We start from the raw sequence: 23,080 nt of genomic DNA, 5'->3' as shown, positions 1-23,080 counted from the left end.
CCGCAGGCCGGCGGCTCGCCTATGGTGCGCCTTCCGCGCGGAGCAGGGCCGATGCCGGGCCGTGGAGCAGAGGACCGTGTTGAGGCTCGGAATCGGGATCACCACCTACAACCGCGCCGAGGCCCTGGCGCGGACGCTGGAGCGGCTCGCGGCGCATACGCGCGCGCCGCACGCGTTCTTCGTCGCCGATGACGGCTCGCAGGACGACACCCTGGCGGTCCTGCGCGGACGCGGCGTGCCGCACGTGACGGCCGCCAACCGCGGCGTCGCCTGGAACAAGAACCGCGCTCTCTTCTACCTGCACGAGGTCGCCCGCTGCGACGTCGTGATCCTGATGGAGGACGACACCTTCCCCCAGGCGGATGCCTGGGAGGAGCCCTGGATCCGCGCCGCCGTCCGGTTCGGCCACGCCAACCTCGCCGGCAGCTGGTTCGCGGAGCGCTTCGTCGGGGGGGAGGGCACGCCCGAGGACCCGGTTCTCTGCTCCGACATCAGCGGCCAGTGCATCGCTTTCAGCCGGCCCGCGCTCCAGGCCGTCGGCTACATGGACACCCGCTTCGGCCGCTACGGCTTCGAGCATTGCGACCATTCCGAGCGCATGCGCGAGGCGGGCTTCGGCGGCAGGCTGGATCCACCGGTCTATTACCTGATCCGCAGCGACCTCGCGGTGACCTGCGCGCACGCGCCGGCCGCCGACTATACGGGCGAACTCGAGAAGAACAGCCGCGTGCTGGCGCAACTCCGCCTGGAGCGCCGCATCCACCGGCCGCCCTGGAGCGGGCTGGGCGAGATGCGCCTCTTCCTCGGCGAGATGCGCCGGGCCGCGCTCCCCGATGCGGGCCAGCGCCACCAGCTCGGCCGGGCCGTGGCGCAGGCCTCCCTGCGCGGCGGCGCCTCCTGGCTCGGACAGCAGATGCGTGGCTGGCCACCCGGCCGCGACCCGCAGCACACCGTCGCCTGAGTCATGCAGGCGGGCCGTGCATGACGGCCCTCCCGCCGCGGCACCTTGTCAGCGGCCGCGAACTCCCCCCGAATGCGCGCGGCGCCGCTCGGCCGCCGTGCAACCCCGGAGAGGACATGCCGCTCGATCCCGCGCTTCGCGACCGGATCATCGCCTCCGTCGAGGCGGGTTTCCCCGACCAGGTCGCCTACACGCAGGCGCTGGTGCGCTTCCCCTCGACCCGCGGCAACGAGCAGGCGATCCAGGATTTCGTGTTCCGGTCCTTCCGCGAGCGCGGCTACGCGATGGATCGCTTCGCCATGGAGCGGGCGGCGATCGAGGCGCATCCGGGCGGCTCGAAATACGCGCCGGAGCATTCCGAGGCGCCGATCGTGGTCGGCATCCACCGGCCCAAGCAGGAGACCGGCCGCTCGCTGATCCTGCAGGCGCATGTCGACGTGGTGCCCCCGGGCCCCGCCGACCTCTGGACCCATCCGCCCTTCGATCCGGTGGTGGAGGGCGACTGGCTCTACGGCCGCGGCGGCGCCGACATGAAGGCCGGTCACGCCGCGAACCTCTTCGTGATGGACGCCCTGCGGCGCATCGGCCTCCAGCCCGCCGCCACCGTCACGCTGCAATCCGTGGTCGAGGAGGAATCCACCGGCAACGGCGCGCTGATGACCCATCTGCGCGGCTACCGGGCGGATGCGGTGCTGATCCCGGAGCCCGAGGACGAGAAGCTGGTGCGCGCCAATACGGGCGTGCTGTGGTTCCAGGTCGAGGTGCGGGGCCGGCCGGTCCACGTGCGCGAGATGGGGACGGGCGCCAACGCCATCGACGCCACCTACCGGGTGATCGGGGCCCTGCGCGCGCTGGAGGAGCGTTGGAACGCCGACAAGGCGGGACGGGCGCATTTCGAGGGCGAGGCGCACCCGATCAACCTCAATATCGGCCGGATCGAGGGCGGCGACTGGGCCTCCTCCGTCCCCGCATGGTGCCGGATCGATTGCCGCATCGCGATCTATCCGGGCGTCGGCGCCGCGGCGGCGGCCCGCGAGATCGAGGCGGCGGTGCTGGATTTCGCCCGCGCGGACCCGTTCCTCTCGAACGCGCCGCCGCGCGTGACCTTCAACGGCTTCTTCGCGGAAGGGTACGAGCTGGAGGCGGGATCGGAGGCCGAGGCGGTGCTCGGGCGGGCACACGAAGCCGCGACCGGCGCGGCCCTGGAGAGCTTCATGACGGCGGGCTACCTCGATACCCGCGTCCACGCCCTCTACGACCGGGTGCCGGCCCTCTGCTACGGGCCGATCAGCGAGAACATCCACGGCTTCGACGAGCGGGTGAGCCTGTCCTCGCTGAAGCGCATCACCACCGCGATGGCGCTGTTCGTGGCGGAATGGTGCGGGGTCGAGCGGGTCTGACCGGCCGGCGCCGCGGCGGGCCGCGACGGGCGCCCGGCCCGGCCCGGACCGCGGCGAACGCTCTATCCCGCGGTCCGGAACGGGGCATGTCCGACGACGATGCCGTCGCGGTCGAACACCACCACTTCGAGCGCGATCCCGGATCCGGCGAGCGACGACGCGGCCGTCGTCCAGGCATGGCGCGCGACGAGGTCGCCGAGGGGAAGGTCGCTCGCTTGGGCGATCCGCAGCACCTCGAGCGCCGTGTTCGCCCCTCGCGCCTGCGCGACCAGATCCGCTCCGCCGCCGATCTCCGCGACCCGCTCGGCGAGCCAGGCGAGATCGACCGGACCCGCGCGGGAATGCAGGTCGAGCAGGCCGTGGCCGAGCTTCGTCATCTTGGCGATGCCGCCCGCCACCGTCACCCGCGCCACCGGATGCCGGCGCAGGTACTTCAGCATGCCGCCCGCGAAATCCCCCATGTCGATCAGCCCTTCGGGCGGCAACCCGTGCAGCCGCTGCACCGCCTCCTCCGAGGTCGACCCGGTGGCGCCCGCCACATGGGTCAGGCCCGAGGCGCGCGCCACGTCGATGCCGCGATGGATCGTGTCGATCCAGGCCGCGCAGGAATAGGGCACGACCACGCCCGTCGTCCCCAGCACAGAGAGCCCGCCCAGGATGCCGAGCCGCGGGTTGAGGGTGCGCTGCGCCAGCGCCTCGCCGCCCGGGATCGCGATCTCGACGACGAGGTCGGGCAGGCGGTCCTCCACCTCCGCGAGGGCGGCGGCGATCATCCGCCGGGGCATCGGGTTGATGGCGGGCTCGCCGACCGGGAGGGGCAGGCCCGGACGCGTCACCGTGCCGACCCCGGGCCCGGCCCGGAACGACACCCCGCTCCCGGGCAGTCCCGGGCGAACGCTCGCCTGGACCAGCACCCCGTGCGTGACGTCGGGATCGTCGCCCGCATCCTTGATCACCCCGGCGCGGGCACCCTCCGGCAGGCGCTCCGACACGGCGAGGGCGAAGGCGGGCCGGGTGCCGCCGGGCAGCGGGATCTCGACCGGGTCCGGAAAGGCGCCGGTGCGCAGGGCCGCGTAGGCGGCCTTGGCCGCGGCCGCCGCGCAGGCGCCCGTGGTCCAGCCGCGCCGCAAGGGTCCGCTCGGTCGGTCGTCGTCCATGGCGCGTGGTATCACCCGGCCGCATCCGGGTAAAAGCCGATGTGCCAGGAGGATCCATCGTGAGTGTTCGCGCCGCCCGCGGCCTGCTCGTCGCCGCTCCCCGCTCGGGCTCCGGCAAGACCACCGTGACGCTCGCCCTCCTGCGGGCGCTCGCGCGCCGGGGCGTCGCGGTCGCGGGCGCGAAATGCGGTCCGGACTACATCGACCCGGCCTTCCACGCGGCGGCGACGGGCCGGCCGAGCTTCAACCTCGACAGTTTCGCGATGACCGACGCGCTGCTCGACGCGGTGGCGGGCCGGGCGGGGGCAGGGGCCGACCTCGTGATCGCGGAAGGCTCCATGGGCCTGTTCGACGGGGTGGTGGCGGAGGCGGGGCGCAGCGGCGCGAATGCCGACGTCGCGGCCCGCTACGGCTGGCCGGTGATCCTGGTGCTCGACGTCTCCGGGGCCGCGCAATCGGCCGCGGCGGTGGCGCTCGGCTGCCGGGTCTACGACCCGCGCCTGCACATCGCCGGGGTGATCCTGAACAAGGTCGCGAGCCCGCGCCACCGGCGCCTCGTCGAGGCGGGACTCGCCCGCACCGGCCTCGCGGTGCTCGGCGCGCTCACCCGCGATGCCGCGCTCGTCCTGCCCGAGCGCCATCTCGGCCTCGTGCAGGCGGAGGAGACCGGCGATCTCGCCGCGCGGCTCGACCGCTTGGCGGATCTCGCCGAGACTGCCCTCGACCTCGATGCCATCCTGGCCGCGGCCGCGGGGCATCTGCCGCCGCCCGGGAGCGGCCGCCTGCCGGATCCCCCCGGGCAGCGGGTGGCGCTCGCGCGGGACGCCGCGTTCTCGTTCGTCTATCCGCACATGGCGGCGGGCTGGCGCGCGGCCGGCGCGGAGATCGTGCCGTTCTCGCCCCTCGCCGACGAGGCGCCGCCGGAGACCTGCGACGCCTGCTGGCTGCCGGGAGGGTATCCGGAACTGCATGCCGGCCGGCTCGCGGCGGCGGGCCGCTTCCTCTCGGGGCTGCGGGATTTCGCCCGCACGCGCCCGGTCCACGGGGAGTGCGGCGGCTACATGGTGCTGGGCGAGGGGCTGGAGGATGCCGAGGGGGGCCGGCACGCCATGGCGGGGCTCCTGCCCGTGGCGACCTCCTACGCCCGACGCAAGCTCCACCTCGGCTACCGCATCGCGACGCTCCTCGCCGATGGCCCGCTCGGACCCGCCGGCGCGGTGCGCGTCGGCCACGAATTCCACTACGCGAGCGAATCGACCGCGGCGCCGGAGGAGGGGATGGCGCTCGCCCGCGTCACGGACGGCGAAGGGCGTCCGCTCGGACCCGCGGGGCACCGCTGTGGCCGCGTCAGCGGCAGCTTCTTCCACCTGATCGGCGCCCGCTGAGCCTCATGCGCCGGCGCGGTCGCCGTTCGGCGAGCGATGCAGGAACAGGCTCGGCGGAACCGCCGCCTGCGTTTCCGCGGCCGGCCGTCCTACTCGGCGCCGCCATTGGCGAGGCCCGCCGGGCGGCTCAGCCGGGCGGCCGAGCGCACGATGGCCAGCACCTCGCGCCGGAGCTGGTCGTCCTCGATCTGCACGTAGGCGCGCAGGATGTCGACCGCGCCCTGCGTGCTGAGGAAGCCGAACACGTTGTCGTCGCGGCCTGCCGAATCGTTCGGCTCCTCGAAGAAGGCGGAGACCGGCACTTCGAGCAGGCGGGCGATCTCGCGCAGACGCCCGGCCCCGACGCGGTTCTGTCCCTTCTCGTATTTCTGGACCTGCTGGAACGTCACGCCGACGGCGTTGCCGAGCGCCGTCTGGCTCAGGCCCTTCGCCTTGCGCAACGCCGTGATCCGGATGCCGACGAGGCGATCGACCTCGGTAGTCTGCTTAGGCATGCGTCCTCGTCACCCTGTCCCACACACCGCACGTCCTGGCCCCGCGCCGAGGCTCAAGGCCGCGCCGTACATCCAGCCCTCCCGCGCGACTGCCGGTGGCCTGAAAGCCCCGGCCGCCCCACGGCCCCGTCCTGGCGCGCCGGGCGCGGACACGCCGCGACCCTTGAGACGCCGTAACAATCTGCCACCCCCGCGATGTCCGCGGGGCCGACGCTGGCAGCGCTGCCAGCGCCACGAGACCGAATGCCGCCCTTCGGACCTTGCAGGCCATCGGGCGTTAAGCTGCGCTCGACCGATCTGCCACGCAACCGCACTTGCGTCTACACGCAGAACACGAATTCCCAAGAGGAATACAGAAGAATCCTCAGCGAAGAACACTGAGGACCAGCAGCCGGAAGGGTGGCGGGACATTCGGCGGCCGGTTCGGCGCGCGCTTGATTGAGGCAACCAAATCGCTTTCTGTCGGCGTTGGTCCCCCGGCGGCCCCACCGGGCCGCCCGCACAGCGACGAGGAACTGCAGCATGTTCATCGCCATGAACCGCTTCAAGGTCTACAAGGACGCCACGGCCGAGTTCGAGCAGGTCTGGCTCGGCCGCGACAGCCACCTGGGAGAGATGACGGGCTTCGTCGCGTTCCACCTGCTGCGGGGGCCGGAGCACGAGGACCACGTCCTCTACGCCTCGCACACGGTGTGGGCGTCGCGGGCCGATTTCGAGGCTTGGACCCGCTCGGAGCAGTTCCGGAAGGCGCATAGCCGGGCTCCGGGCACGAAGCCGCTCTACCTGTCGCATCCGCAATTCGAGGGATTCGAGGCGGTGCAGACGATCGATCGCGCCGCCGCCGCGGAGTGACGCGGATCTCGGACAGCGGAACGGAGGCCGCGTGAGCCGGCGATCCGATGGAGGCAGGCCGGCTCGGCGCGGGAAGCGGAGGGCGTCGAGATGGTCGAGGAGCGGGACCGAGACCCCGCGCTCACGCTCCTCCGCCAGCCGGTCGGCCTCCGTCCCGGTGAGCGCGCGCACCGGGGCGGTCTTGCCGTGATCGACGAGGCCGACCACCAGCGACGCATCGGCCGGCCCGGCCATGCCCGCGCGTGCCCGCGCCCGTTTCACCGGCACCATCACTCCCTCACGACCGGCGCCCCTCCACGGCGGGAGGCCCGTCACCGAATCGTCACCCGGCCATGCTGAACCGGCGCCGAACGAGGGAGACGACCGGGGTGACGGCCATCACGCGCTACGCGCTCTACTACACGCCCGAGCCCGGCTCGGCGCTCGCCCGCTTCGGCACCGGCATCCTGGGCTACGACAGCGCGAGCGGCGCGGCGGTCGCGCGCCCCGAGGGCTTCGCGGACGCCGCGGACGTCACCCTCTCCCCGGCCCGCTACGGCTTCCACGCGACGCTCAAGGCGCCGATGCGCCTCGCGCAAGGCCGCCGCGAGGAGGACCTGATCGCCGCCGCTGCCGCACTCGCCGCCCATCATCCGCCCGTCCCGGTGGGGCGCCTCGTGGTGGCGACGCTCGGGGCCTTCACGGCCCTGGTCCCGGCGGAGAGCCCGGCGGCGCTCGGCCTGTTCGCGGCCGAATGCGTGGCCGCCCTCGATCCCCTGCGGGCGCCCTTGAGCGAATCCGAGCGGGCGCGGCGCCGGCCCGAGCGTCTGAGCCCGCGACAGCGGGCGCTGCTCGATGCCTGGGGCTACCCGCACGTCTTCGAGCATTTCCGCTTCCACATGACCCTGACGGATGCGCTGCCGGAGGAGACGCGGGCACCCTGGCGCGAGCGGCTGGCCCGGGCATACGGGGCGGGCGAGGCTCTGGTGATCGATTCCGTCACCCTGCTGCGGCAGGACGGCGACGCGCCGTTCCGGGTGCTGACGCGCCTGCCCTTCGCGTCGTAGTGCGCGAACCAGGACTGTCATCCGGGTGTCGCCAAACCGGCGTTTACGTCCGCAGCGAGCCATCGCGGACGGATTGATGCTGGTTGTCGAGAATCTCACGCGCCAATACGGGGCCCGGCGCGCCGTGGACGGCGTGTCGCTGCGCATCGAGCGCGGCAGCTTCGTGGGCGTGATCGGGCGTTCGGGGGCCGGCAAGTCCACCCTGCTGCGCATGCTCAACCGCCTCACCGACCCCACCGAGGGGCGCATCCTCTACGACGGGCTCGACGTGACGGCCCTGCGCGGCCAGCGCCTGCGCGCGTGGCGCGGGCGCTGCGCCATGATCTTCCAGCAGTTCAATCTCGTCGGTCGCCTCGACGTGATGACGAACGTGCTGATGGGGCGGCTCAACCACGTGCCGTCCCACCGCTCGCTCCTGCGGCTGTGGTCGGCGCAGGAGAAGGCGCTGGCACTCGCCGCGCTGGAGAGTTTCGACATGGGCGCCTTCGCGGCGAACCGCGCCGACGCCCTCTCGGGCGGCCAGCAGCAGCGGGTCGCGATCGCCCGGGCGCTGGTGCAGGAGCCCGAGATCATCCTGGCCGACGAGCCGGTCGCCTCCCTCGATCCGCGCAACACGCGCCTCGTGATGGACGCCCTCGCGGAGGCCAACAAGCGCTACGGGATCACGGTGTTGTGCAACCTGCACTCCCTCGATCTCGCCCGCGCCTATTGCGACCGGCTGATCGGCCTCTCGGCCGGCCGGCTCGTCTTCGAGGGCGGCGCCTTCGACCTCACCGAGGATGTGGCGCGGACCCTGTACGGTCTGGAGGCCGGCGAGGTGATGGACCATCCGCCCGCCGCGCCCCTGCCCGAGCCCGGCGCCGCGCCCCTGCGGGCGGCGCGGATCGGCGCCTGACGGTTCGACCCGACGCGGGACATCACCCGCGCATGCAGAGCAGAAGGACGGACACGATGCTCAACCGACGCACCCTCGTCGGCGCCTTTGCGGCGCTCGCCGCGACCGCGCTCCCGGCCGCTTCCCAGGATTGGAAGGCCAAGGTTCCGGAACTCACCCTGGCGGTGATCCCGGCCGAGAACGCGTCCGGCACGGTCGACCGCTACACGCCCCTCACCGAGTACCTCGCGAAGGAGATCGGCATTCCGGTGAAGCTGCGGGTCGCCAACGACTACGCGGCGGTGATCGAGGGCCAGCGCGCCGGCACCATCCAGATCGCCTTCTACGGCCCGGCCTCCTTCGCCCGCGCCGTCATGACCGGCGTGAAGACCGAGCCGGTCGTGAACCAGAAGCACGGCAACGGCGCCTCCGGCTACTACTCGGTCGTCTACGTGAAGGCCGACAGCCCCTACAAGACGATGGAAGACCTGAAGGGCAAGAACCTCGCCCTGGTCGACCCCAACTCCACCTCCGGCAACCAGGCGCCGCGCTTCTTCCTGCAGAAGGCCGGCTACGACGTCGACAAGCATTTCGGCAAGACGTTCTTCGCCGGCAGCCACGAGAACGCCGTGCTGGCGCTGGTGCAGGGCACGGCCGACGCCGCCGCGAACCTGTGGAACGCCGAGGACGACACCGCGATCACGCGCATGATCCCCAAGGGCATGCTCAAGAAGCCGGACGGCACCTCGCTGCAGCAATCCGACTTCCGCGTGATCTTCAAGTCCGAGTTCCTGCCCGAGGGGCCGTTCTCGGTGCTGTCGAGCCTGCCGGACGACCTCAAGGCGAAGATTCGCGAGGCCTTCGTGGCGCTGCCGAAGAAGGACAAAACCGCCTTCGACCGGCTCTCGGACGGCAAGGATCTCGACTTCACGGCGGTGACCCTGAAGGACTACCAGCCGATCATCGAGATGCTCCGCTACAACGACGAGCAGCGCAAGCGCTCGTAACGGGCCGTGGCCGCGCGCATCCCACCCCTGGACGCGGCGAGGGCATCGGCCCTCGCCGCGACCTACGAGGCGGCCGTCGCGGGGGCGCGGCGGCGCGGCCTCGCCGTGCTGGCGGTTCTGCTCGTCCTCGTCGTCCTCGCGGGCGCGATGGCGGAGGTGAAACCGCTCACCTTCGTCCGGAAGATCGAGAACTTCACCGCCTATCTGGCGCAGATCCTGCCGCCGCTCTCGCTCGCGACGCTGCCGAAGGATCTCGCGGCCTGGTACTGGGGCCTGCCGAAATGGCTCTCGCTGCTCGGCGAGACGCTGCTCATGGCCTATCTCGGCACCCTGTTCGGGGCCTTGGCGGCTTTCGTCCTGTGCTTCTTCGCCTCGGCGAACCTCGTCTCCTCCCGCGCCCTGCGCTTCGCGACGCGCCGGCTGCTCGAACTGTTCCGGACCGTGCCGGAGGTCGTCTTCGCGCTGATCTTCGTGATCGCCTTCGGCCTCGGGCCGATGGTGGGCGTGCTCGCGCTCGGCATCCACACCGCCGGAGCTTTGGGCAAGCTCTTCTCCGAGGTGGTCGAGAACATCGACATGAAGCCCGTCGAGGGGCTGACCGCGAGCGGCGCCTCCTGGGTCGAGACCGTGCGCTTCGCGGTGGTGCCGCAGGTGCTGTCGAACTTCGCCTCCTACGGGCTCTTGCGCTTCGAGATCAACGTGCGCGGCGCGGGCGTGATGGGCTTCGTCGGCGCCGGCGGCATCGGCCAGGAGTTCCTCGTGGCGATCCGCAACTTCTACTACACTGACGTGAGCGCGATCCTGCTGCTCATCATCGTCACGGTGATCGGCATCGACATGGCGACCGAGCGCCTGCGTCACGCCCTGCTCGGCCGGGAGGCCGCCCGATGAGCCGGCCGGTCTCTCCCCTGCGGCAGGCGGCGCTCGCGGATCTCGACGGCCTGCGCCATCGGCACCCGGACGCCTTCCGCACGCCGTTGCGGCAGCGCCTCGCCTTGACCGGCATCCTGGCCGCCATCGTCGGCCTCGCGGTCTTCGGCATGGTGCGGCTGGATTTCTCGCTGTGGCGCATCCTCGCGGGGCTGCACCGGCTCGGCGAGTTCGGCGTGATGATGCTGCCGCCCTCCGCGGGCGGCCAGTTCGCGCTCTTCCTGAAGGCGCTCGGCGAGACCCTCGCCATCGCCTTCCTGGGCACGCTGACGGCGGCCCTGTTCGCCTTCCCGGTCGCCTTCCTGGCCGCGCGCAACGCCGCGCCGAACCCCTTCGTGCGCTTCACCGCGAAGCGCGGCTTCGACGTGATCCGCTCGGTCGACATGCTGATCTGGGCGCTGATCTGGATCAACGTCGTCGGGCTCGGTCCCTTCGCGGGGGCGCTCGCCATCGCCTGCTCGGATTTCGGCGCCCTCGGCAAGCTCTTCGCCGAGGCCATCGAGACCGCCGACCGCAAACCTCAGGAGGGCGTGACGGCCGCGGGCGGCAGCGCGCTTCACCGCCTCCGCTTCGGCCTCCTGCCCGGGGTGCTGCCGGTGCTGGCGAGCCAGGTTCTGTACTTCTTCGAGTCGAACACCCGCTCGGCGACGATCATCGGCATCGTCGGCGCGGGCGGCATCGGCCAGTACCTCACCGAGCTGATCCGGGTTTTGGAGCTACGGCAGGTGGCCTTCCTGGTCCTGATGATCCTGGCGACGGTCGCGGCGATCGACTGGGTGTCCGGTCGGCTGCGCCGGGCGATCATCGGCCCGGCGGCGCATTGATCGGCGTTCCGCGAGCGGATCGGACGCGGAGAAACCACGCACGCTGCCGCAGATCTCGACACTGGACCCGTGACGAACCCCTCTCCCGGGTCGCGTTCCGCTCCCGCTGATCCGCCCGGGAGGGGACGTGCGTGAAACATGGGACCGCTCAGGCTCGCATCCCTTGCGCCTGAGCGGTGATCGCGGGACGAAGGCCGGCTCGGCCGACCCCGATGGCAGCCCGGGCAGGCGCTCAGCGATCCAGAACGGCGCGGTCGTTCTTGGCCACCAGGGCCCGGAAGTAGGGGGTCAGCTCGCCCTCGCTCAGGCCGAAGGCCTGGGCGAACCGCATGATCAGCTGCTGCTCCTCCGGCTCAGCCTCGCCGTCGCTCATCGCGCTGTCGATCATGTTGAGGATGATGCAGAGCCGCTGCTCCGGCCGCAGCTTCGGCGCGACCTCGGCCAGGAACTGATCCGGCTGGGTGGAGCGCGCGTAGCGGACCGCGGCGTCGAGCTGCTGCCGGGTCGCGTTGCGGCCGAGCACCGACATCAGGTGGCCGATCTCCTCCGGGTCCACCTCGCCATCGGCGGCCATGCAGTAGATCAGGGAAACGGCAAGACAGTTCCGCGGATTGAGGTCAAGGGACACTTGCGACTTGAACATGTTGAACATCATCATGTCTCCCCGCGCGGCGCGAAGCACGATCGCCGGCGCGGGCCGGTTCATAGGGAAGCGCTGATGCTTTGTCGATTGAGAGAGACAGGGTAAGGCGCAGTCATTTATTTGCATTCTTCGGGATGAATAGTCCGCACAAAACGTGAGGCGTGCGGACAGGGCGGATTCTGCGCCGATGCTGCCCCCGCGTCGGGCCCGGAGCGGCGGCTCAGGTCTCCACCACCAGTTCCACCCGGTCGGCGACGAACAGGCTGCGCGTCGCCTGGATGCGCGCGCCCGCCGCGTCGATGTTGACGCTCGCCAGCGTGATCAGCACCCGGCCCGGCGCGAGGTCGAGCCGCGCCGCCTCGTCGGCCGCCGCCGGCCGGGCGCCGATCCGGGTCGAGAGGCGGGTATAGTCGACGATCCCGTATTCCGCATAGGCGCGGGTGATGGAGCCGAGGGCCGCGTAGGCCCGGTCGAAGCCCGCGAAGCGGGGCAGGGGGAGGCAGGTCCGCGCCGTCGAGATCGGGGTGCCGTCCGCCCGGTGCACCGTGAGCAGCTCGAGCACCGGGTCGCCCGCGCCGATGCCGAGATCCTCCGCCAGCCCGGCCTCGGCGGGAAGCGAGGCCGCGGCGACGAGATCGCCCCAGGCCTCCCGCCCGGCCCGCGAGACGATCTCCGAGAACCGCGTGCGCGGCCCGATCGGGTAGGCGAGGCGGGGCGCCTCCACGAAGGTGCCGCGCCCCTGCGTCGCCCGCACCAGCCCGCGCTCCGCCAGGGCCGCGAGCGCCCGGCGCACCGTGTGCCGGTTCACCCCGAACCGCCCCGCCAGCGCCGCCTCCGGCGGCAACTGCGCCCCCGCCGCGAGATGGCCGGCTTCGATCTCGGCGGCGAGCCCGTCCGCGATCTGCCGCCACGCCGCCAGACCTTCGCCGCGGCTCAGGGCCGTCACCGGGGTGTCGCCACTCTCGCCCATCCTGTCACCCAAACTTCATTTGCGTCGCGGTCATCGGTTGTCTATGCGACTAGACAAATCGGAGCACCCGTCGCGCCATGCCGATCGCGCCCATGCCGAGCCCCACTCCAACACCAGACGGCGGGGAGACGCCAGAGACCGCCGCGCGCCGGGCCGCGATGGCCCTGTGCAGCACCGCGACCCGCGAGGAGTTGCAGGCCGCCCTCGACGGGCTCGGGCCCCTCGGCCCGGTCGAGGAGTTGCGGCCGACCGAGACCGGGCTGGTGATGGCGCGCGGGCGCATCGGCGGCGACGGGCGGTCCTTCAACCTCGGGGAGATGACGGTGACCCGGGCGGCGATCCGCCTGCCCGCCGGCGAGGCGGGCTTCGCCTATCACCTCGGGCGCGACCGGGCGAAGGCGCGGCTCGCGGCGATCCTCGACGCCCTCTGGCAGCGCCCGGACCACCGGGAAGCGGTGGAGGCCGCCCTGGCGCCGCTCGCCACCCGACGCGCCGCCGAGGCGGAGGCCGAGGCGCGCCGCATCGCCGCGACGCGCGTGAACTTCTTCACCATGGCGCGCGGAGAGGATTGATGGCGCTCGCTCCCGGCCTTCGCGACCCGGTCCATGACGGGCAGGCGGTCTTCCGGGCGGTGATGGAGGCCCTTGCGCGTCCCGGCCGCATCCAGCCCCTCGCCGTGCCCGTGGCGCCGCCGCGCCCGCTCACCCCGGAACTCGCCGCTCTGGCCCTGGCGCTCGCGGATGCCGACGCGCCGGTCTGGCTCGATCCCGTGCTGGCCGAGAGCGAGGCGGTCGTGCGCTTCCTGCGCTTCCACACCGGCGCCCCCGTGGTCGCCGCGCCGGAGGCGGCCGTCTTCGCCCTCGTCGCCGACCCGGTGCGCTGCCCGGATTTCGCGGATTTCGCGCAGGGCGAGCCCGCCTATCCGGACCGCTCCGCCACCCTCGTCCTCGCCGTGGAGACGCTCGCCGAGGAGGGCGGCCTCGTCCTCGAAGGTCCCGGCATCCGCGGGCGCGCCCCTCTCTCGGCGGCGCCGCTGCCCGCGGATTTCGCGGCCCGCATGGCCCGCAACCGCGCCGGCTTCCCGCTCGGAATCGACCTCCTGCTCGCTGCTCCCGGCCGCCTCGCCGGCCTGCCCCGCTCGACCCGCGTGACGGAGGCCTGAGCCATGTACGTGGCCGTGAAGGGCGGCGAGGCCGCCATCGCCAACGCCCACCGCCTCCTCGCCCAGGAGCGCCGGGGCAACCCCGCCGTGCCCGACCTCTCCGTCGCGCAGATCGCCGGCCAGATGAGCCTGCTCGTCGACCGGGTGATGACGGAGGGCTCGCTCTACGACCGCGACCTCGCGGCGCTCGCCCTCAAGCAGGCGCGCGGCGACCTGATCGAGGCGGTGTTCCTGGTGCGCGCCTACCGCACCACGCTCGCCCGCTTCGGCGCCGCCGAGCCGGTGGAGACCGGCGCCATGACCCTGCGGCGGCGGATCTCCGCCACCTTCAAGGACCTGCCCGGCGGGCAGGTGCTCGGGCCCACCTTCGACTACACGCACCGGCTGATCGACTTCGCCCTCGCGGCGGGCGGCGCGGTGCCGCCGGCGGCCGAGGCCGAGGCCGAGCCGGGGGCGGCGCCGCGCGTGACCGATCTCCTCGGGCAGGACGGCCTGATCGAGCCCTCGCCGGCCGATGCGGGCGAGCCGGTCGGCGACCTCACCCGCGAGCCGGTCGGTTTTCCCGCCGACCGGGCGGTGCGCTTGCAGGCACTGGCCCGCGGCGACGAGGGCTTCGTCCTGGCGCTCGGCTACTCGACCCAGCGCGGCTACGGCCGCACCCATCCCTTCGTGGGCGAGATCCGCGTCGGGGAGGTGGAGGTGGAGTTCGTGCCGGAGGAACTCGGCTTCCCGGTGCCCCTCGGGAGCGTGGCGCTCACCGAGTGCCAGATGGTCAACCAGTTCAAGGGCAGCGCCGGGACGCCGCCGCAATTCACCCGCGGCTACGGCCTCGCCTTCGGGCAGAGCGAGCGCAAGGCCATGGCCATGGCGCTGGTCGACCGGGCCTTGCGCGCCGAGGAGCTCGGCGAGCCGGTGGCCTCGCCCGCCCAGGACCAGGAATTCGTGCTGGCGCATTGCGACGCGCTCCAGGCCACGGGCTTCGTCGAGCACCTGAAGCTGCCCCACTACGTCGATTTCCAGGCGGAGCTGGAACTGGTCCGCCGGATGCGGGCCGAGCACGCCGCGCGGGAGGCCGCCGAATGAGCGAGATCGCCTTGCAGGCCGGGCCGGATCCCGAGGCCGGCCATCCCGGCTACAACTTCGCGTATCTGGACGAGGGCACCAAGCGGATGATCCGCCGGGCGATCCTCAAGGCCATCGCGGTGCCCGGCTACCAGGTGCCCTTCGCCTCGCGCGAGATGCCGATGCCCTATGGCTGGGGCACCGGCGGGGTGCAGGTGACCGCGGCGATCCTGGGCCGGAGCGACGTGCTCAAGGTCATCGACCAGGGCTCGGACGACACCACCAACGCCGTCTCGATCCGTGCGTTCTTCGCCCGCACGGCCGGCGTCGCGACGACAACCCGCACGGCGCGGGCGACGGTGATCCAGACCCGCCACCGCATCCCCGAGCACCCGCTCGCCGAGGGGCAGACCCTCGTCTATCAGGTGCCGATCCCCGAGCCCCTGCGCTTCCTCGAACCGCGCGAGACCGAGACGCGCCAGCTCCATGCGCTGGCCGAGTACGGGCTGATGCACGTGAAGCTCTACGAGGACATCGCCCGGCACGGCCACATCGCCACCACCTACGCCTATCCGGTGGAGGTGGCGGGCCGCTACGTGATGGATCCGTCCCCGACGCCCAAGTTCGACAACCCGAAGATGGACGATTGCCCGGCCCTGCAGCTCTTCGGGGCGGGGCGCGAGAAGCGCATCTACGCGGTGCCGCCCTACACCCGGGTGAAGAGCCTCGATTTCGAGGACCATCCCTTCCGGGTGCAGCGCTTCGAGCGCCCCTGCGCCCTGTGCGGGGCCGAGGGCGTCTATCTCGACGAGGTGCTGCTCGACGATGCCGGGCGGCGGATGTTCGTCTGCTCGGACACGGATTTCTGCGAGGAGCGCCGCGTCGCCGGCCACCAGGGGGAGGGGGCATGACGAGCGAGCCGCTGCTTCGCGTCCGCGGCCTGAGCAAGCGCTACGGCGCCCGGCTCGGCTGCGCCGACATCGCCTTCGACCTCGATCCGGGCGAGGTGCTGGCCATCGTCGGCGAATCCGGCTCGGGCAAGTCGACCCTGCTCTCGCTCATCGCCCGCGACCTTGAGCCCGATGCCGGCAGCGTGCGGTACCGGATGCGCGACGGGCGCCTCGCCGATCTCGCGCTCCTGTCCGAGGCCGAGCGGCGCCACCTGATGCGCACCGACTGGGGCTTCATCCGCCAGGATGCGGCGCAGGGCCTGCGCATGGCGGTGTCGGCCGGCGGCAATGTCGGCGAGCGGCTGATGGGAGTGGGCGAGCGGCATTACGGCCGCATCCGCGCCGCCGCCCTCGATTGGCTCGACAGGGTGGAGATCGCCGGCGACCGCATCGACGACGCGCCGAAGAGCTTCTCCGGCGGCATGCGCCAGCGCCTCCAGATCGCCCGCAACCTCGTCACCGGCCCGCGCCTCGTGCTGATGGACGAGCCGACCTCCGGCCTCGACGTCTCCGTCCAGGCCCGGCTCCTCGACCTGATCCGCCGCCTCGTCGCCGAACTCGGCCTCGCGGTGGTGATCGTCACCCACGACCTCGCGGTGGCGCGGCTCCTCTCCCACCGCATGATCGTGATGCGGGCCGGACGCGTCGTGGAGACCGGCCTCACCGATCAGGTGCTCGACGATCCGGCCGAGCCCTACACCCAGCTCCTCGTCTCCTCGGTGCTCGCCGCATGACCGCGCTCATCGCCTTCGCGGAGGTCGCCAAGACCTTCACGCTCCACCTGCGCGGCGGCGTGCGGCTGCCGGTGGTCTCCGGCGTCAGCCTGGAGGTCCATCCGGGCGAGTGCGTGGTGCTCGGCGGCCCGTCCGGCGCGGGCAAGTCCTCGCTCCTCAAGATGGCCACCGGCAATTACCGGATCGACCACGGCAGCATCCGCATCCGCGACGGCGCGCGCGTGGTCGACGTCGCCACCGCGGCGCCCCGGGAGGTGCTGGCCCTGCGCCGCCGGGTGGTCGCCTCGGTCACGCAGTTCCTGCGGGTGATCCCGCGGGTGGGTGCCCGCGCGGTGGTGGAGGAGGCCGGTCGCGAGGGCGGCCTGTCCCCGCAGGAGGCCGCGCGCCGCGCCGCCGACCTGCTCGCCCGCCTCAACCTGCCCGAGCGCCTGTGGGACCTGCCCCCCGCCACCTTCTCGGGGGGCGAGCAGCAGCGGGTGAACATCGCCCGCGGCTTCATCGCCGACAAGCCGCTGCTCCTGCTCGACGAGCCCACCGCCTCCCTCGATGCGGTGAACCGCGCCGTGGTGCTGGAGCTGATCCGCGGGAAGCAGGCGGCCGGGGCCGGGCTCCTCGGCATCTTCCACGATGCCGAGACCCGGCAGGCGGTCGCCACCCGCACCGTCGACGTCACCCGCTTCCGCGGCCGCGCGGCGGCCTGAAGGGCGAAGCCTCCATGGAAACCGCCATGTCCGAGACGATCTCCGAGATGATCCTCGACAACGCCACCCTCGTCCTGCCCGACAGGGTGCAGACGGGCTGGCTCGCCGTCGCCGACGGCCGCATCGCCGCAATCGGCGAGGGCCGGGCGCCCGGGCGCGGTCTCGATCTCCAGGGCGACCACCTGATTCCCGGCCTCGTCGAACTCCACACCGACCATCTGGAGAGCCACTACGCCCCGCGGCCGGGGGTGCGCTGGCACCCCCTCGGCGCGGCGCTCGCCTACGACGCGCAGATCGCCGCCTCCGGCATCACCACGGTGTTCGACAGCCTGCGCGCGGGCAGCGATCCGGACGGCAGCGGCCTCGGCCCCGAGCTGATGCGCATCGCGGAGGCCCTCGACGGCGCGCGCGCGGCCGGCCTGTTCCGGGCCGAGCACCGCACGCATCTGCGCTGCGAGATCCCCTCCGCGGACGTGGTCGCGATGGTGCGCGGCTTCGCCGCGCGCTTCCCCATCGGCCTGATCTCGCTCATGGACCACACGCCGGGGCAGCGCCAGTTCCGGGACATCGCCAAGTACTACCAGTATGCCGGCCGGGGCGGGCGCTCGCTCGAAGCCATCAAGGCCGGCACCGAACTCAAGATCCGCGAGGGGCGGGCCTGTTCCGAGGTCAATCGGCCGGCCCTGGTGGCGCTGGCGCGGGAGCAGGGCATCGCGCTCGCGAGCCACGACGACACCACCCTGGACGACGTGGCGCTCGCGCGCCGCGAGGGGGTGGCGCTCGCCGAGTTCCCCACCACCGCGGAGGCCGCCGCCGCCGCCCGGGAGGCGGGCATCACCGTGATGATGGGCGCCCCGAACCTGATCCGCGGCGGCTCGCATTCGGGCAACGTCGCGGCCGAGGAGCTGGCCCGCGACGGACGGCTCGACATCCTCTCCTCCGACTACGTGCCGGGCAGCTTGGTCCTGGCGGCGTTCCAGCTGCCGCAGCGCATCGATTCCATCACCCTGCCCCAGGCCATCGCCACCGTGACGGCGAACCCCGCCCGCGCCACCGGCCTCGCCGATCGCGGCCGGCTGGAGACGGGCCTGCGCGCCGACCTCGTCCGCATCCGTCTCAGCCAGGGGATCCCGGTGGTGCGGCAGGTGTGGCGCGCCGGCGAGCGGGTGGCGTGACCCTCGTGCGGCCGGGCGGCTTCGTCCTCGTCGTCGGTCCGAGCGGGGCCGGCAAGGACACGCTGATCCGCCTCGCGCGGGAGGCGCTGGCCGGGGAGCCCCGCTTCGTCTTCCCGCGCCGCCTCGTGACGCGCCCGCCCTCCGCCCACGAGGACAACGACGAGATCGCCGAGGCCGATTTCGCCGCGGGCGAGGCCGGCGGGCGCTTCGCCCTGTCGTGGCGGGCCCACGGGCTCGGCTACGCGCTGCCGGGCGAGACCGGGATTCTGGCGGAGGCGGGGCGGATCGTCGTCGTCAACGTCTCCCGCCGGGTGGTGGCCGAGGCGCGCATGCGCCTGAAGCGGGTGAGCGTGGTGGCCGTGACCGCCCCGCCCGCCGTGCTGGCCCAGCGCCTCGCGGCGCGCCGCCGCCCGGAGGATGGCGACATCGCCGCCCGCCTCGCCCGCGCGGCGCCGGACGAGGCCGACCTCACCATCGTCAACACCGGACCGCCGGAGGCGGGGGCCGCGCTCCTGGTGGCCCATCTGCGCCAGCGCTGACCCTGCGGAATGGTCGCGCTTGCCAAAGTTTTCGCCACGGCCATGATCCTCTCCCGCGTTCGAGCGTTGCCGCTCGGACGGTCCGGACCCGCATGGGGCTGGGTCCGCAGGAAGGGAGACGGGAAGGTCAGGATGACGGCGCCGCGTGAGACCGAGCTGAAGCTCGAATTCGAGACATCCGACCTCGCCACCCTGAGCGGGCATCCCCTGCTCGGCGCGGCCGGAGAGGAGGCGCGGCTCACCTCCGTCTATTTCGACACCGAGGACCGCCGCCTCAGCGAGGCGGGTTTCACCCTGCGGGTGCGCAGCGACGGGACGCGCCACGTCCAGACGGTCAAGGGCGCCGGCACCGGGGCCGGGCTGTTCGACCGCCCGGAATGGGAATGGGTGATCGACGGGGCCGAGCCGGATCTCGGCCCCCTCGGCGAGACGCCGGTGGCCGATCTGCTCGGCCGCAAGGTCAGCCTCAAGCCCCTGTTCTCGGCGGCGGTGGAGCGCTCGGTGCGGGCCGTCGAGCGCGGCGGCTCGCAGATCGAGATCGCCCTCGACCGCGGGCGCATTACCGCCATCGACGGCGCCCCGGACCGCATCGCCCCGATCAGCGAGATCGAGTTCGAGCTGAAGGGCGGCACGGCCACGGACCTGTTCGCGCTGGCCCGCGATCTCGGGACGAGCGTGCCGCTGCGCCTCGGGGTGATGACCAAGGCCGAGCGGGGCTTCGCCCTCCTTTCGGGGCGGCTCGACCGCTCCAGCAAGGCGGAGCCCGTCCGCCTCGATCCCGCGATGAGCGCGGGCGAGGCCTTCCAGGCGATCGCCCAGTCCTGCCTGCGCCACATGCGTCGCAACGAGGAAGCCCTGCTGGCCCACCGTCACGCGGAGGCGCTGCACCAGCTGCGCGTCGCCCTGCGGCGGCTGCGCTCGGCCTTCTCGCTCTTCGGCGACCTCGTGGACGATGCCCGCTCGCCGGGCCTGCGGGCCGATATCAAGCGCCTGAGCGAGCCGTTCGGGCTCGCGCGCAACCTCGACGTCTTTCTCGCGAGCACGCTGCCCGCCGAGCGGGAGCGGCGGCCGGACGAGGCCGGCCTCCTCAATCTGGAGAAGCATCTCGAGGGTGAGCGCATGCGGGCCTACGAGGCCGTGGTCACCACCCTCAACAGCGCCGAGTGGCGGCTGCTGCTCATCGATCTCGTCGCGTGGCTCGATGCCGGTCCCTGGCTCGCGCCGGGGGCACCCCGGGCGGCGCGGCGCGACGGCCCGGCCCGCGCCTTCGCCACCGACGAGCTGGAGCGCCGCCGCCGCAAGGTGAAGAAGCGCGGCCGCAACCTCGGCGAACTCGATCCCCATGCCCGCCACGAGGTGCGCATCGCGGCCAAGAAGCTGCGCTACGGGGCCGAGTTCTTCGGCAGCCTGTACCCGAAGCCCAAGGCGGTGAAGCGCCACAAGACCTTCGTCGGCGCGCTCTCGGACCTGCAGGATTGCCTGGGCGACCTCAACGACATCGCGACCGCGCACACGCTGACGGAGACGCTCACCCGCGGCGCCCCGGATTCCACGGTCTTCGCGGCGGGCCTGACCGCGGCGGATACGGAGGAGCGGGCCGCAAAGCTGCTCTCCGCGGCGGCGAAGGCGCACGCCACCCTGATCGACGTGCGCCCGTTCTGGCGCTGAGGGACCCGGCGCCGGTCAGCGCCGCGGCACCAGCGCGTAGAGCGTGATCGCCGCGGCGTTCGACACGTTGAGGCTCTTGATGGCGCCGGGGAAATCCAGCCGGGCCATCACGTCGCAGCATTCGCGGGTGCGCTGGCGCAGGCCCTTGCCCTCGGCGCCGAGCACGATGACCAAGGGATGCGCGGGCGTCACCTGATCGAGGGGAATCGGCGCTTCGGAATCGAGGCCGATGCGGGTGAAGCCGCGCTCGCCGAGGTCGATCAGCGCCTCGGCGAGGTTGCGCACGGTCACGAAAGGCACGTGTTCGAGGCCGCCCGAGGCGGATTTCGCGAGCACGCCGGTGGCGGCGGGCGAGTGCCGCGCGGTGGTGACGATGGCCGTGACGTTGAAGGCCGCGGCGGTGCGCACGATGGCGCCGACATTGTGCGGATCGGTGATCTGGTCGAGGGCGAGCAGCACCGCGTCGTCCGGCAGGGCATCGAAGGCCGGCGCCCGGAGCGGCTCGGCTTCGAGATAGAGGCCCTGATGCACGGCATCGGGCCCGACCAGCGCCGAGATCTCGCCGGGCCGGACCATCTGCGGGGCGATGCGCAACTCGCCGAGTTCGGTCTCCAGGCGGGCAAGCGCGTTCTCGGTGGCGAGCAGCCGGTGCAGACCGCGCCCCGGATTGCGCAGGGCTTCCGTGACCGGGTGCCATCCGTAGAGGACGATCCGTCCCTCGGTGCTCGGGCCGGTTCGCCGGTCCGGCCCGCTCCGGCTGCGTCGATCCCGGGGCGCCGTCCGCTTCATCGTCATTCGCTCGTCTCCCGCCGCGCTGCGGCGAGCCGACAAGACGCAGCGCACCGACCGCGTCAACCCCATCAATCCTGTTGCCCGCCGCGGCGAAGGTCTCTATAGGGACGCACACCGCGCGAGCGCCCTTCGTCTAGCGGTCTAGGACGTCGCCCTTTCACGGCGAAAACACGGGTTCGAGTCCCGTAGGGCGCGCCATGGGCTCACAAGTCCTCGCGACCGGATATTCCCAAATCGATTCTGGTCGTGTCCGCGGCGTGGCTCAGGTGGCAGGCTCGGGCCCTGCCACACGGGGCAGTCCTGATGGAGCGCAGGGGAGGGCGTTCACCGCTGCCCCGCCGCGTCCTCGTCGCATCCGGTGGCTCATGCGGCCTTCAAAGGACAGCTCTGGCGGGCCAGGAGCAGCCACTTGTCGCCGTCCCGGACCCACACCTGGAGCACGGCGATGTAGGATCGTCCGACGTCGCCATTGGGAAGGATGTCGGCCCCGTCCCAGACGTGACGGACCAGGGCGTTGTTTCCGACGATCTGGACCCAGTGCTCGGAGAAGACCAGCGACTTGTAGTTCACCTTGCCCGCCACGCTGGCGATGAACTCGGCCTTGGTCTGGTTATTGCGGCCGCTGGAATGGCCGTAGGTGACCTGATCGTGGATCAAGCCGTCCAGCGTCTTGGCATCGCCGTTCACGATCGCGGTGCGCAGGGTCTCGACGGCCCGCGAGACCGCTCCGGTCTCATCCGCGGCCTGTGCGTCTTGCGCGGATGCCGCCAGGGTCGGTGCGGCCGCGGCAAGGCCTGCGGCCGCCAACAGCGAGCGACGCGACACGCCGTCGTTCTGAGCCTGCGCCATGGTGCTTCCTCCGGATCGTGTCGGTCGCCGTCATGGATCGCCCGAGAGGGGCGCGGCGGCGTTGCGCCTGAAGACGGTACCCGAGTCAGCGGTCATGCACCATGTGCCCGGGCGGGCTTCGGCGGGTCTTTGCCCCGCATGCCTGAGCGAAGCCGGTTTCCGCATCACGACGCCATTCCCTCGGCAAGCGCCGAGCGATCGGCCGGCGACTGTGTGATACGGTTTCCGGACGATCACTTTCGGAAACCGTATCACGAGCCCGCGCGGCGCCTGAGCGAGGCCGGTTTCCGCATCGCGAAGCGATCATCCGGAAACCGTATGACTGGCGCGGCCCTGCCGGTCACCGCGGGGTGGACCAGCCTCGACCACGCCACGCCCCGGGACACGACCGATCGCGCCGTCGGAGCGGGCTTCAGGGCGTTCATGCGCGGCCTGCGGCGCTTGCCGCCCGTGCCCGGATCGGCTCCCGGCCGGCGCGATCGCGCCTTCTCTCGCAGCGCGCCGGAGCTGGAACCGGCGGGATGGAGAGCGATCTCCGACGAGGTCCGGCGTCATCAGGCCGGTCGAGGCTCGGGATCGCTCGCGCCATGGATCTGGCGCGCTCCGGTGCGCAAGGACCGCGGGCATCGACACCTGCCCGGCCCGGCCGCCTCACGGCGCCGAGCCGGGCCTGCTCACTCCGCGGGCGTCGGGTCGAGGCCCCGACCGCCGGCCTGGGCGGGCGCTCATGCGGGACGACGGCGCTTCCAGCGGTGTCTTCGTGCGCGACGAGAACACCGGACGGGCTTGCCCCGAAAATCCTTCTGCGAACAACAATCTCGCTATCATATCTGTATATTGTTAATTTGTAAACATATACTGATCATTTTTGTGATTTTATATTGAATAAATGAGAGAGAATGGTA

24 protein-coding genes and 1 tRNA gene are annotated in these 23,080 nt (G+C 72.2%); 19 read left to right on the top strand and 6 right to left on the bottom strand.

The features are described 5' to 3' along the window. The first annotated feature begins 76 nt into the window (after nt 1-76). Together ACE101_RS14360 and ACE101_RS14355 are read left to right on the top strand one after the other, a co-directional pair. Nucleotides 77-961, top strand: coding sequence for a glycosyltransferase family 2 protein (locus ACE101_RS14360; protein WP_379130518.1), 885 nt, complete (start codon nt 77-79; stop codon nt 959-961). 116 nt (nt 962-1,077) lie between these two features. After that, nucleotides 1,078-2,361: an ArgE/DapE family deacylase gene (locus ACE101_RS14355; protein ID WP_379130515.1), complete on the top strand. Its 1,284-nt coding sequence runs from the start codon at nt 1,078-1,080 to the stop codon at nt 2,359-2,361. A 62-nt stretch (nt 2,362-2,423) separates the two neighbouring features. On the opposite strand, the gene ACE101_RS14350 is transcribed toward ACE101_RS14355, so the two are convergent. After that, nucleotides 2,424-3,518, bottom strand: coding sequence for a cobalt-precorrin-5B (C(1))-methyltransferase (locus tag ACE101_RS14350; protein WP_379130512.1), 1,095 nt, complete (start codon nt 3,516-3,518; stop codon nt 2,424-2,426). Nucleotides 3,519-3,577: 59 nt separating this feature from the next. Between ACE101_RS14350 and ACE101_RS14345 the strand changes: the two genes are divergently transcribed. Then, nucleotides 3,578-4,903 carry a cobyrinic acid a,c-diamide synthase CobB gene (locus ACE101_RS14345; protein WP_379130509.1) on the top strand — a complete coding sequence of 442 codons (1,326 nt, stop codon included), beginning with the start codon at nt 3,578-3,580 and terminating at the stop codon, nt 4,901-4,903. 89 nt (nt 4,904-4,992) lie between these two features. Here ACE101_RS14345 and ACE101_RS14340 read toward each other — a convergent pair whose 3' ends face one another. Continuing rightward, nucleotides 4,993-5,397 (bottom strand): helix-turn-helix domain-containing protein, encoded by a 405-nt coding sequence (locus tag ACE101_RS14340; RefSeq protein WP_379130508.1) that lies wholly within the window; start codon nt 5,395-5,397, stop codon nt 4,993-4,995. Nucleotides 5,398-5,919: 522 nt separating this feature from the next. On the opposite strand from ACE101_RS14340, the gene hmuQ reads away from it, so the two are divergent. The 6 genes from hmuQ (at nt 5,920) to phnE (ACE101_RS14310) (ending at nt 10,930) form a co-directional block, all read left to right on the top strand. Next, entirely contained in the window at nt 5,920-6,249 is a 330-nt protein-coding gene (gene hmuQ, locus ACE101_RS14335; protein ID WP_379130506.1) for a heme-degrading protein HmuQ, read from the top strand. 332 nt (nt 6,250-6,581) lie between these two features. Beyond that, nucleotides 6,582-7,295 (top strand): DUF1045 domain-containing protein, encoded by a 714-nt coding sequence (locus ACE101_RS14330; RefSeq protein WP_379130503.1) that lies wholly within the window; start codon nt 6,582-6,584, stop codon nt 7,293-7,295. 76 nt (nt 7,296-7,371) lie between these two features. Continuing rightward, nucleotides 7,372-8,190, top strand: a complete 819-nt coding sequence (gene phnC, locus ACE101_RS14325) for a phosphonate ABC transporter ATP-binding protein (RefSeq protein ID WP_379130501.1) — start codon at nt 7,372-7,374, stop codon at nt 8,188-8,190. A 56-nt stretch (nt 8,191-8,246) separates the two neighbouring features. Then, complete coding sequence (gene phnD / locus ACE101_RS14320; protein WP_379130499.1) at nt 8,247-9,176, top strand: phosphonate ABC transporter substrate-binding protein; 930 nt, start codon at nt 8,247-8,249, stop codon at nt 9,174-9,176. 6 nt (nt 9,177-9,182) lie between these two features. Next, nucleotides 9,183-10,067 (top strand): phosphonate ABC transporter, permease protein PhnE, encoded by an 885-nt coding sequence (phnE, locus tag ACE101_RS14315; RefSeq protein WP_379130496.1) that lies wholly within the window; start codon nt 9,183-9,185, stop codon nt 10,065-10,067. After that, nucleotides 10,064-10,930: a phosphonate ABC transporter, permease protein PhnE gene (gene phnE / locus ACE101_RS14310; RefSeq protein ID WP_379130493.1), complete on the top strand. Its 867-nt coding sequence runs from the start codon at nt 10,064-10,066 to the stop codon at nt 10,928-10,930. Before phnE (ACE101_RS14315) ends, phnE (ACE101_RS14310) begins: the two co-directional genes overlap by 4 nt. A 232-nt stretch (nt 10,931-11,162) precedes the next feature. Here phnE (ACE101_RS14310) and ACE101_RS14305 read toward each other — a convergent pair whose 3' ends face one another. Then, nucleotides 11,163-11,582: a tellurite resistance TerB family protein gene (locus ACE101_RS14305; RefSeq protein WP_379130491.1), complete on the bottom strand. Its 420-nt coding sequence runs from the start codon at nt 11,580-11,582 to the stop codon at nt 11,163-11,165. 211 nt (nt 11,583-11,793) lie between these two features. Continuing rightward, complete coding sequence (gene phnF / locus ACE101_RS14300; protein ID WP_379130489.1) at nt 11,794-12,543, bottom strand: phosphonate metabolism transcriptional regulator PhnF; 750 nt, start codon at nt 12,541-12,543, stop codon at nt 11,794-11,796. 77 nt (nt 12,544-12,620) lie between these two features. On the opposite strand from phnF, the gene phnG reads away from it, so the two are divergent. The 9 genes from phnG (at nt 12,621) to ACE101_RS14255 (ending at nt 20,534) form a co-directional block, all read left to right on the top strand. Continuing rightward, complete coding sequence (phnG, locus tag ACE101_RS14295) at nt 12,621-13,115, top strand: phosphonate C-P lyase system protein PhnG (protein ID WP_379130486.1); 495 nt, start codon at nt 12,621-12,623, stop codon at nt 13,113-13,115. Continuing rightward, nucleotides 13,115-13,705 (top strand): phosphonate C-P lyase system protein PhnH, encoded by a 591-nt coding sequence (phnH, locus tag ACE101_RS14290; protein ID WP_379130484.1) that lies wholly within the window; start codon nt 13,115-13,117, stop codon nt 13,703-13,705. The genes phnG and phnH overlap by 1 nt, the downstream gene beginning before the upstream one ends. Before the next feature lie 3 nt (nt 13,706-13,708). After that, complete coding sequence (locus ACE101_RS14285) at nt 13,709-14,788, top strand: carbon-phosphorus lyase complex subunit (protein WP_379130482.1); 1,080 nt, start codon at nt 13,709-13,711, stop codon at nt 14,786-14,788. Continuing rightward, complete coding sequence (locus ACE101_RS14280; protein ID WP_379130480.1) at nt 14,785-15,678, top strand: alpha-D-ribose 1-methylphosphonate 5-phosphate C-P-lyase PhnJ; 894 nt, start codon at nt 14,785-14,787, stop codon at nt 15,676-15,678. The genes ACE101_RS14285 and ACE101_RS14280 overlap by 4 nt, the downstream gene beginning before the upstream one ends. Continuing rightward, nucleotides 15,675-16,451 (top strand): phosphonate C-P lyase system protein PhnK, encoded by a 777-nt coding sequence (gene phnK / locus ACE101_RS14275; RefSeq protein WP_379130479.1) that lies wholly within the window; start codon nt 15,675-15,677, stop codon nt 16,449-16,451. The genes ACE101_RS14280 and phnK overlap by 4 nt, the downstream gene beginning before the upstream one ends. Next, entirely contained in the window at nt 16,448-17,152 is a 705-nt protein-coding gene (gene phnL, locus ACE101_RS14270; RefSeq protein ID WP_379130476.1) for a phosphonate C-P lyase system protein PhnL, read from the top strand. The genes phnK and phnL overlap by 4 nt, the downstream gene beginning before the upstream one ends. Before the next feature lie 26 nt (nt 17,153-17,178). Then, on the top strand, nt 17,179-18,327 hold the full coding sequence (locus ACE101_RS14265; protein WP_379130474.1) for an alpha-D-ribose 1-methylphosphonate 5-triphosphate diphosphatase: 1,149 nt from the start codon (nt 17,179-17,181) through the stop codon (nt 18,325-18,327). A gap of 5 nt (nt 18,328-18,332) precedes the next feature. Beyond that, nucleotides 18,333-18,866: a phosphonate metabolism protein/1,5-bisphosphokinase (PRPP-forming) PhnN gene (gene phnN, locus ACE101_RS14260; protein WP_379138681.1), complete on the top strand. Its 534-nt coding sequence runs from the start codon at nt 18,333-18,335 to the stop codon at nt 18,864-18,866. A gap of 132 nt (nt 18,867-18,998) precedes the next feature. Next, the gene (locus ACE101_RS14255) at nt 18,999-20,534 is read left to right on the top strand and encodes a CYTH and CHAD domain-containing protein (protein WP_379130471.1); all 1,536 of its coding nucleotides are present in this window, start codon (nt 18,999-19,001) and stop codon (nt 20,532-20,534) included. A gap of 15 nt (nt 20,535-20,549) precedes the next feature. Here ACE101_RS14255 and ACE101_RS14250 read toward each other — a convergent pair whose 3' ends face one another. Then, entirely contained in the window at nt 20,550-21,329 is a 780-nt protein-coding gene (locus tag ACE101_RS14250; RefSeq protein ID WP_379130468.1) for a TrmH family RNA methyltransferase, read from the bottom strand. Nucleotides 21,330-21,448: 119 nt separating this feature from the next. On the opposite strand from ACE101_RS14250, the gene ACE101_RS14245 reads away from it, so the two are divergent. Beyond that, nucleotides 21,449-21,524, top strand: a tRNA-Glu gene (locus ACE101_RS14245). 165 nt (nt 21,525-21,689) lie between these two features. Here the strand turns inward: ACE101_RS14245 and ACE101_RS14240 are convergent. Next, nucleotides 21,690-22,175, bottom strand: a complete 486-nt coding sequence (locus ACE101_RS14240; RefSeq protein ID WP_379130466.1) for a nuclear transport factor 2 family protein — start codon at nt 22,173-22,175, stop codon at nt 21,690-21,692. Between the last annotated feature and the right edge of the window lie 905 nt (nt 22,176-23,080).

This window comes from Methylobacterium carpenticola (assembly GCF_042748905.1).
Classification (GTDB): domain Bacteria; phylum Pseudomonadota; class Alphaproteobacteria; order Rhizobiales; family Beijerinckiaceae; genus Methylobacterium; species Methylobacterium carpenticola.
Note: the sequence above shows the minus strand (reverse complement) of the source record. Positions and strands in the feature narration are given on the sequence as shown.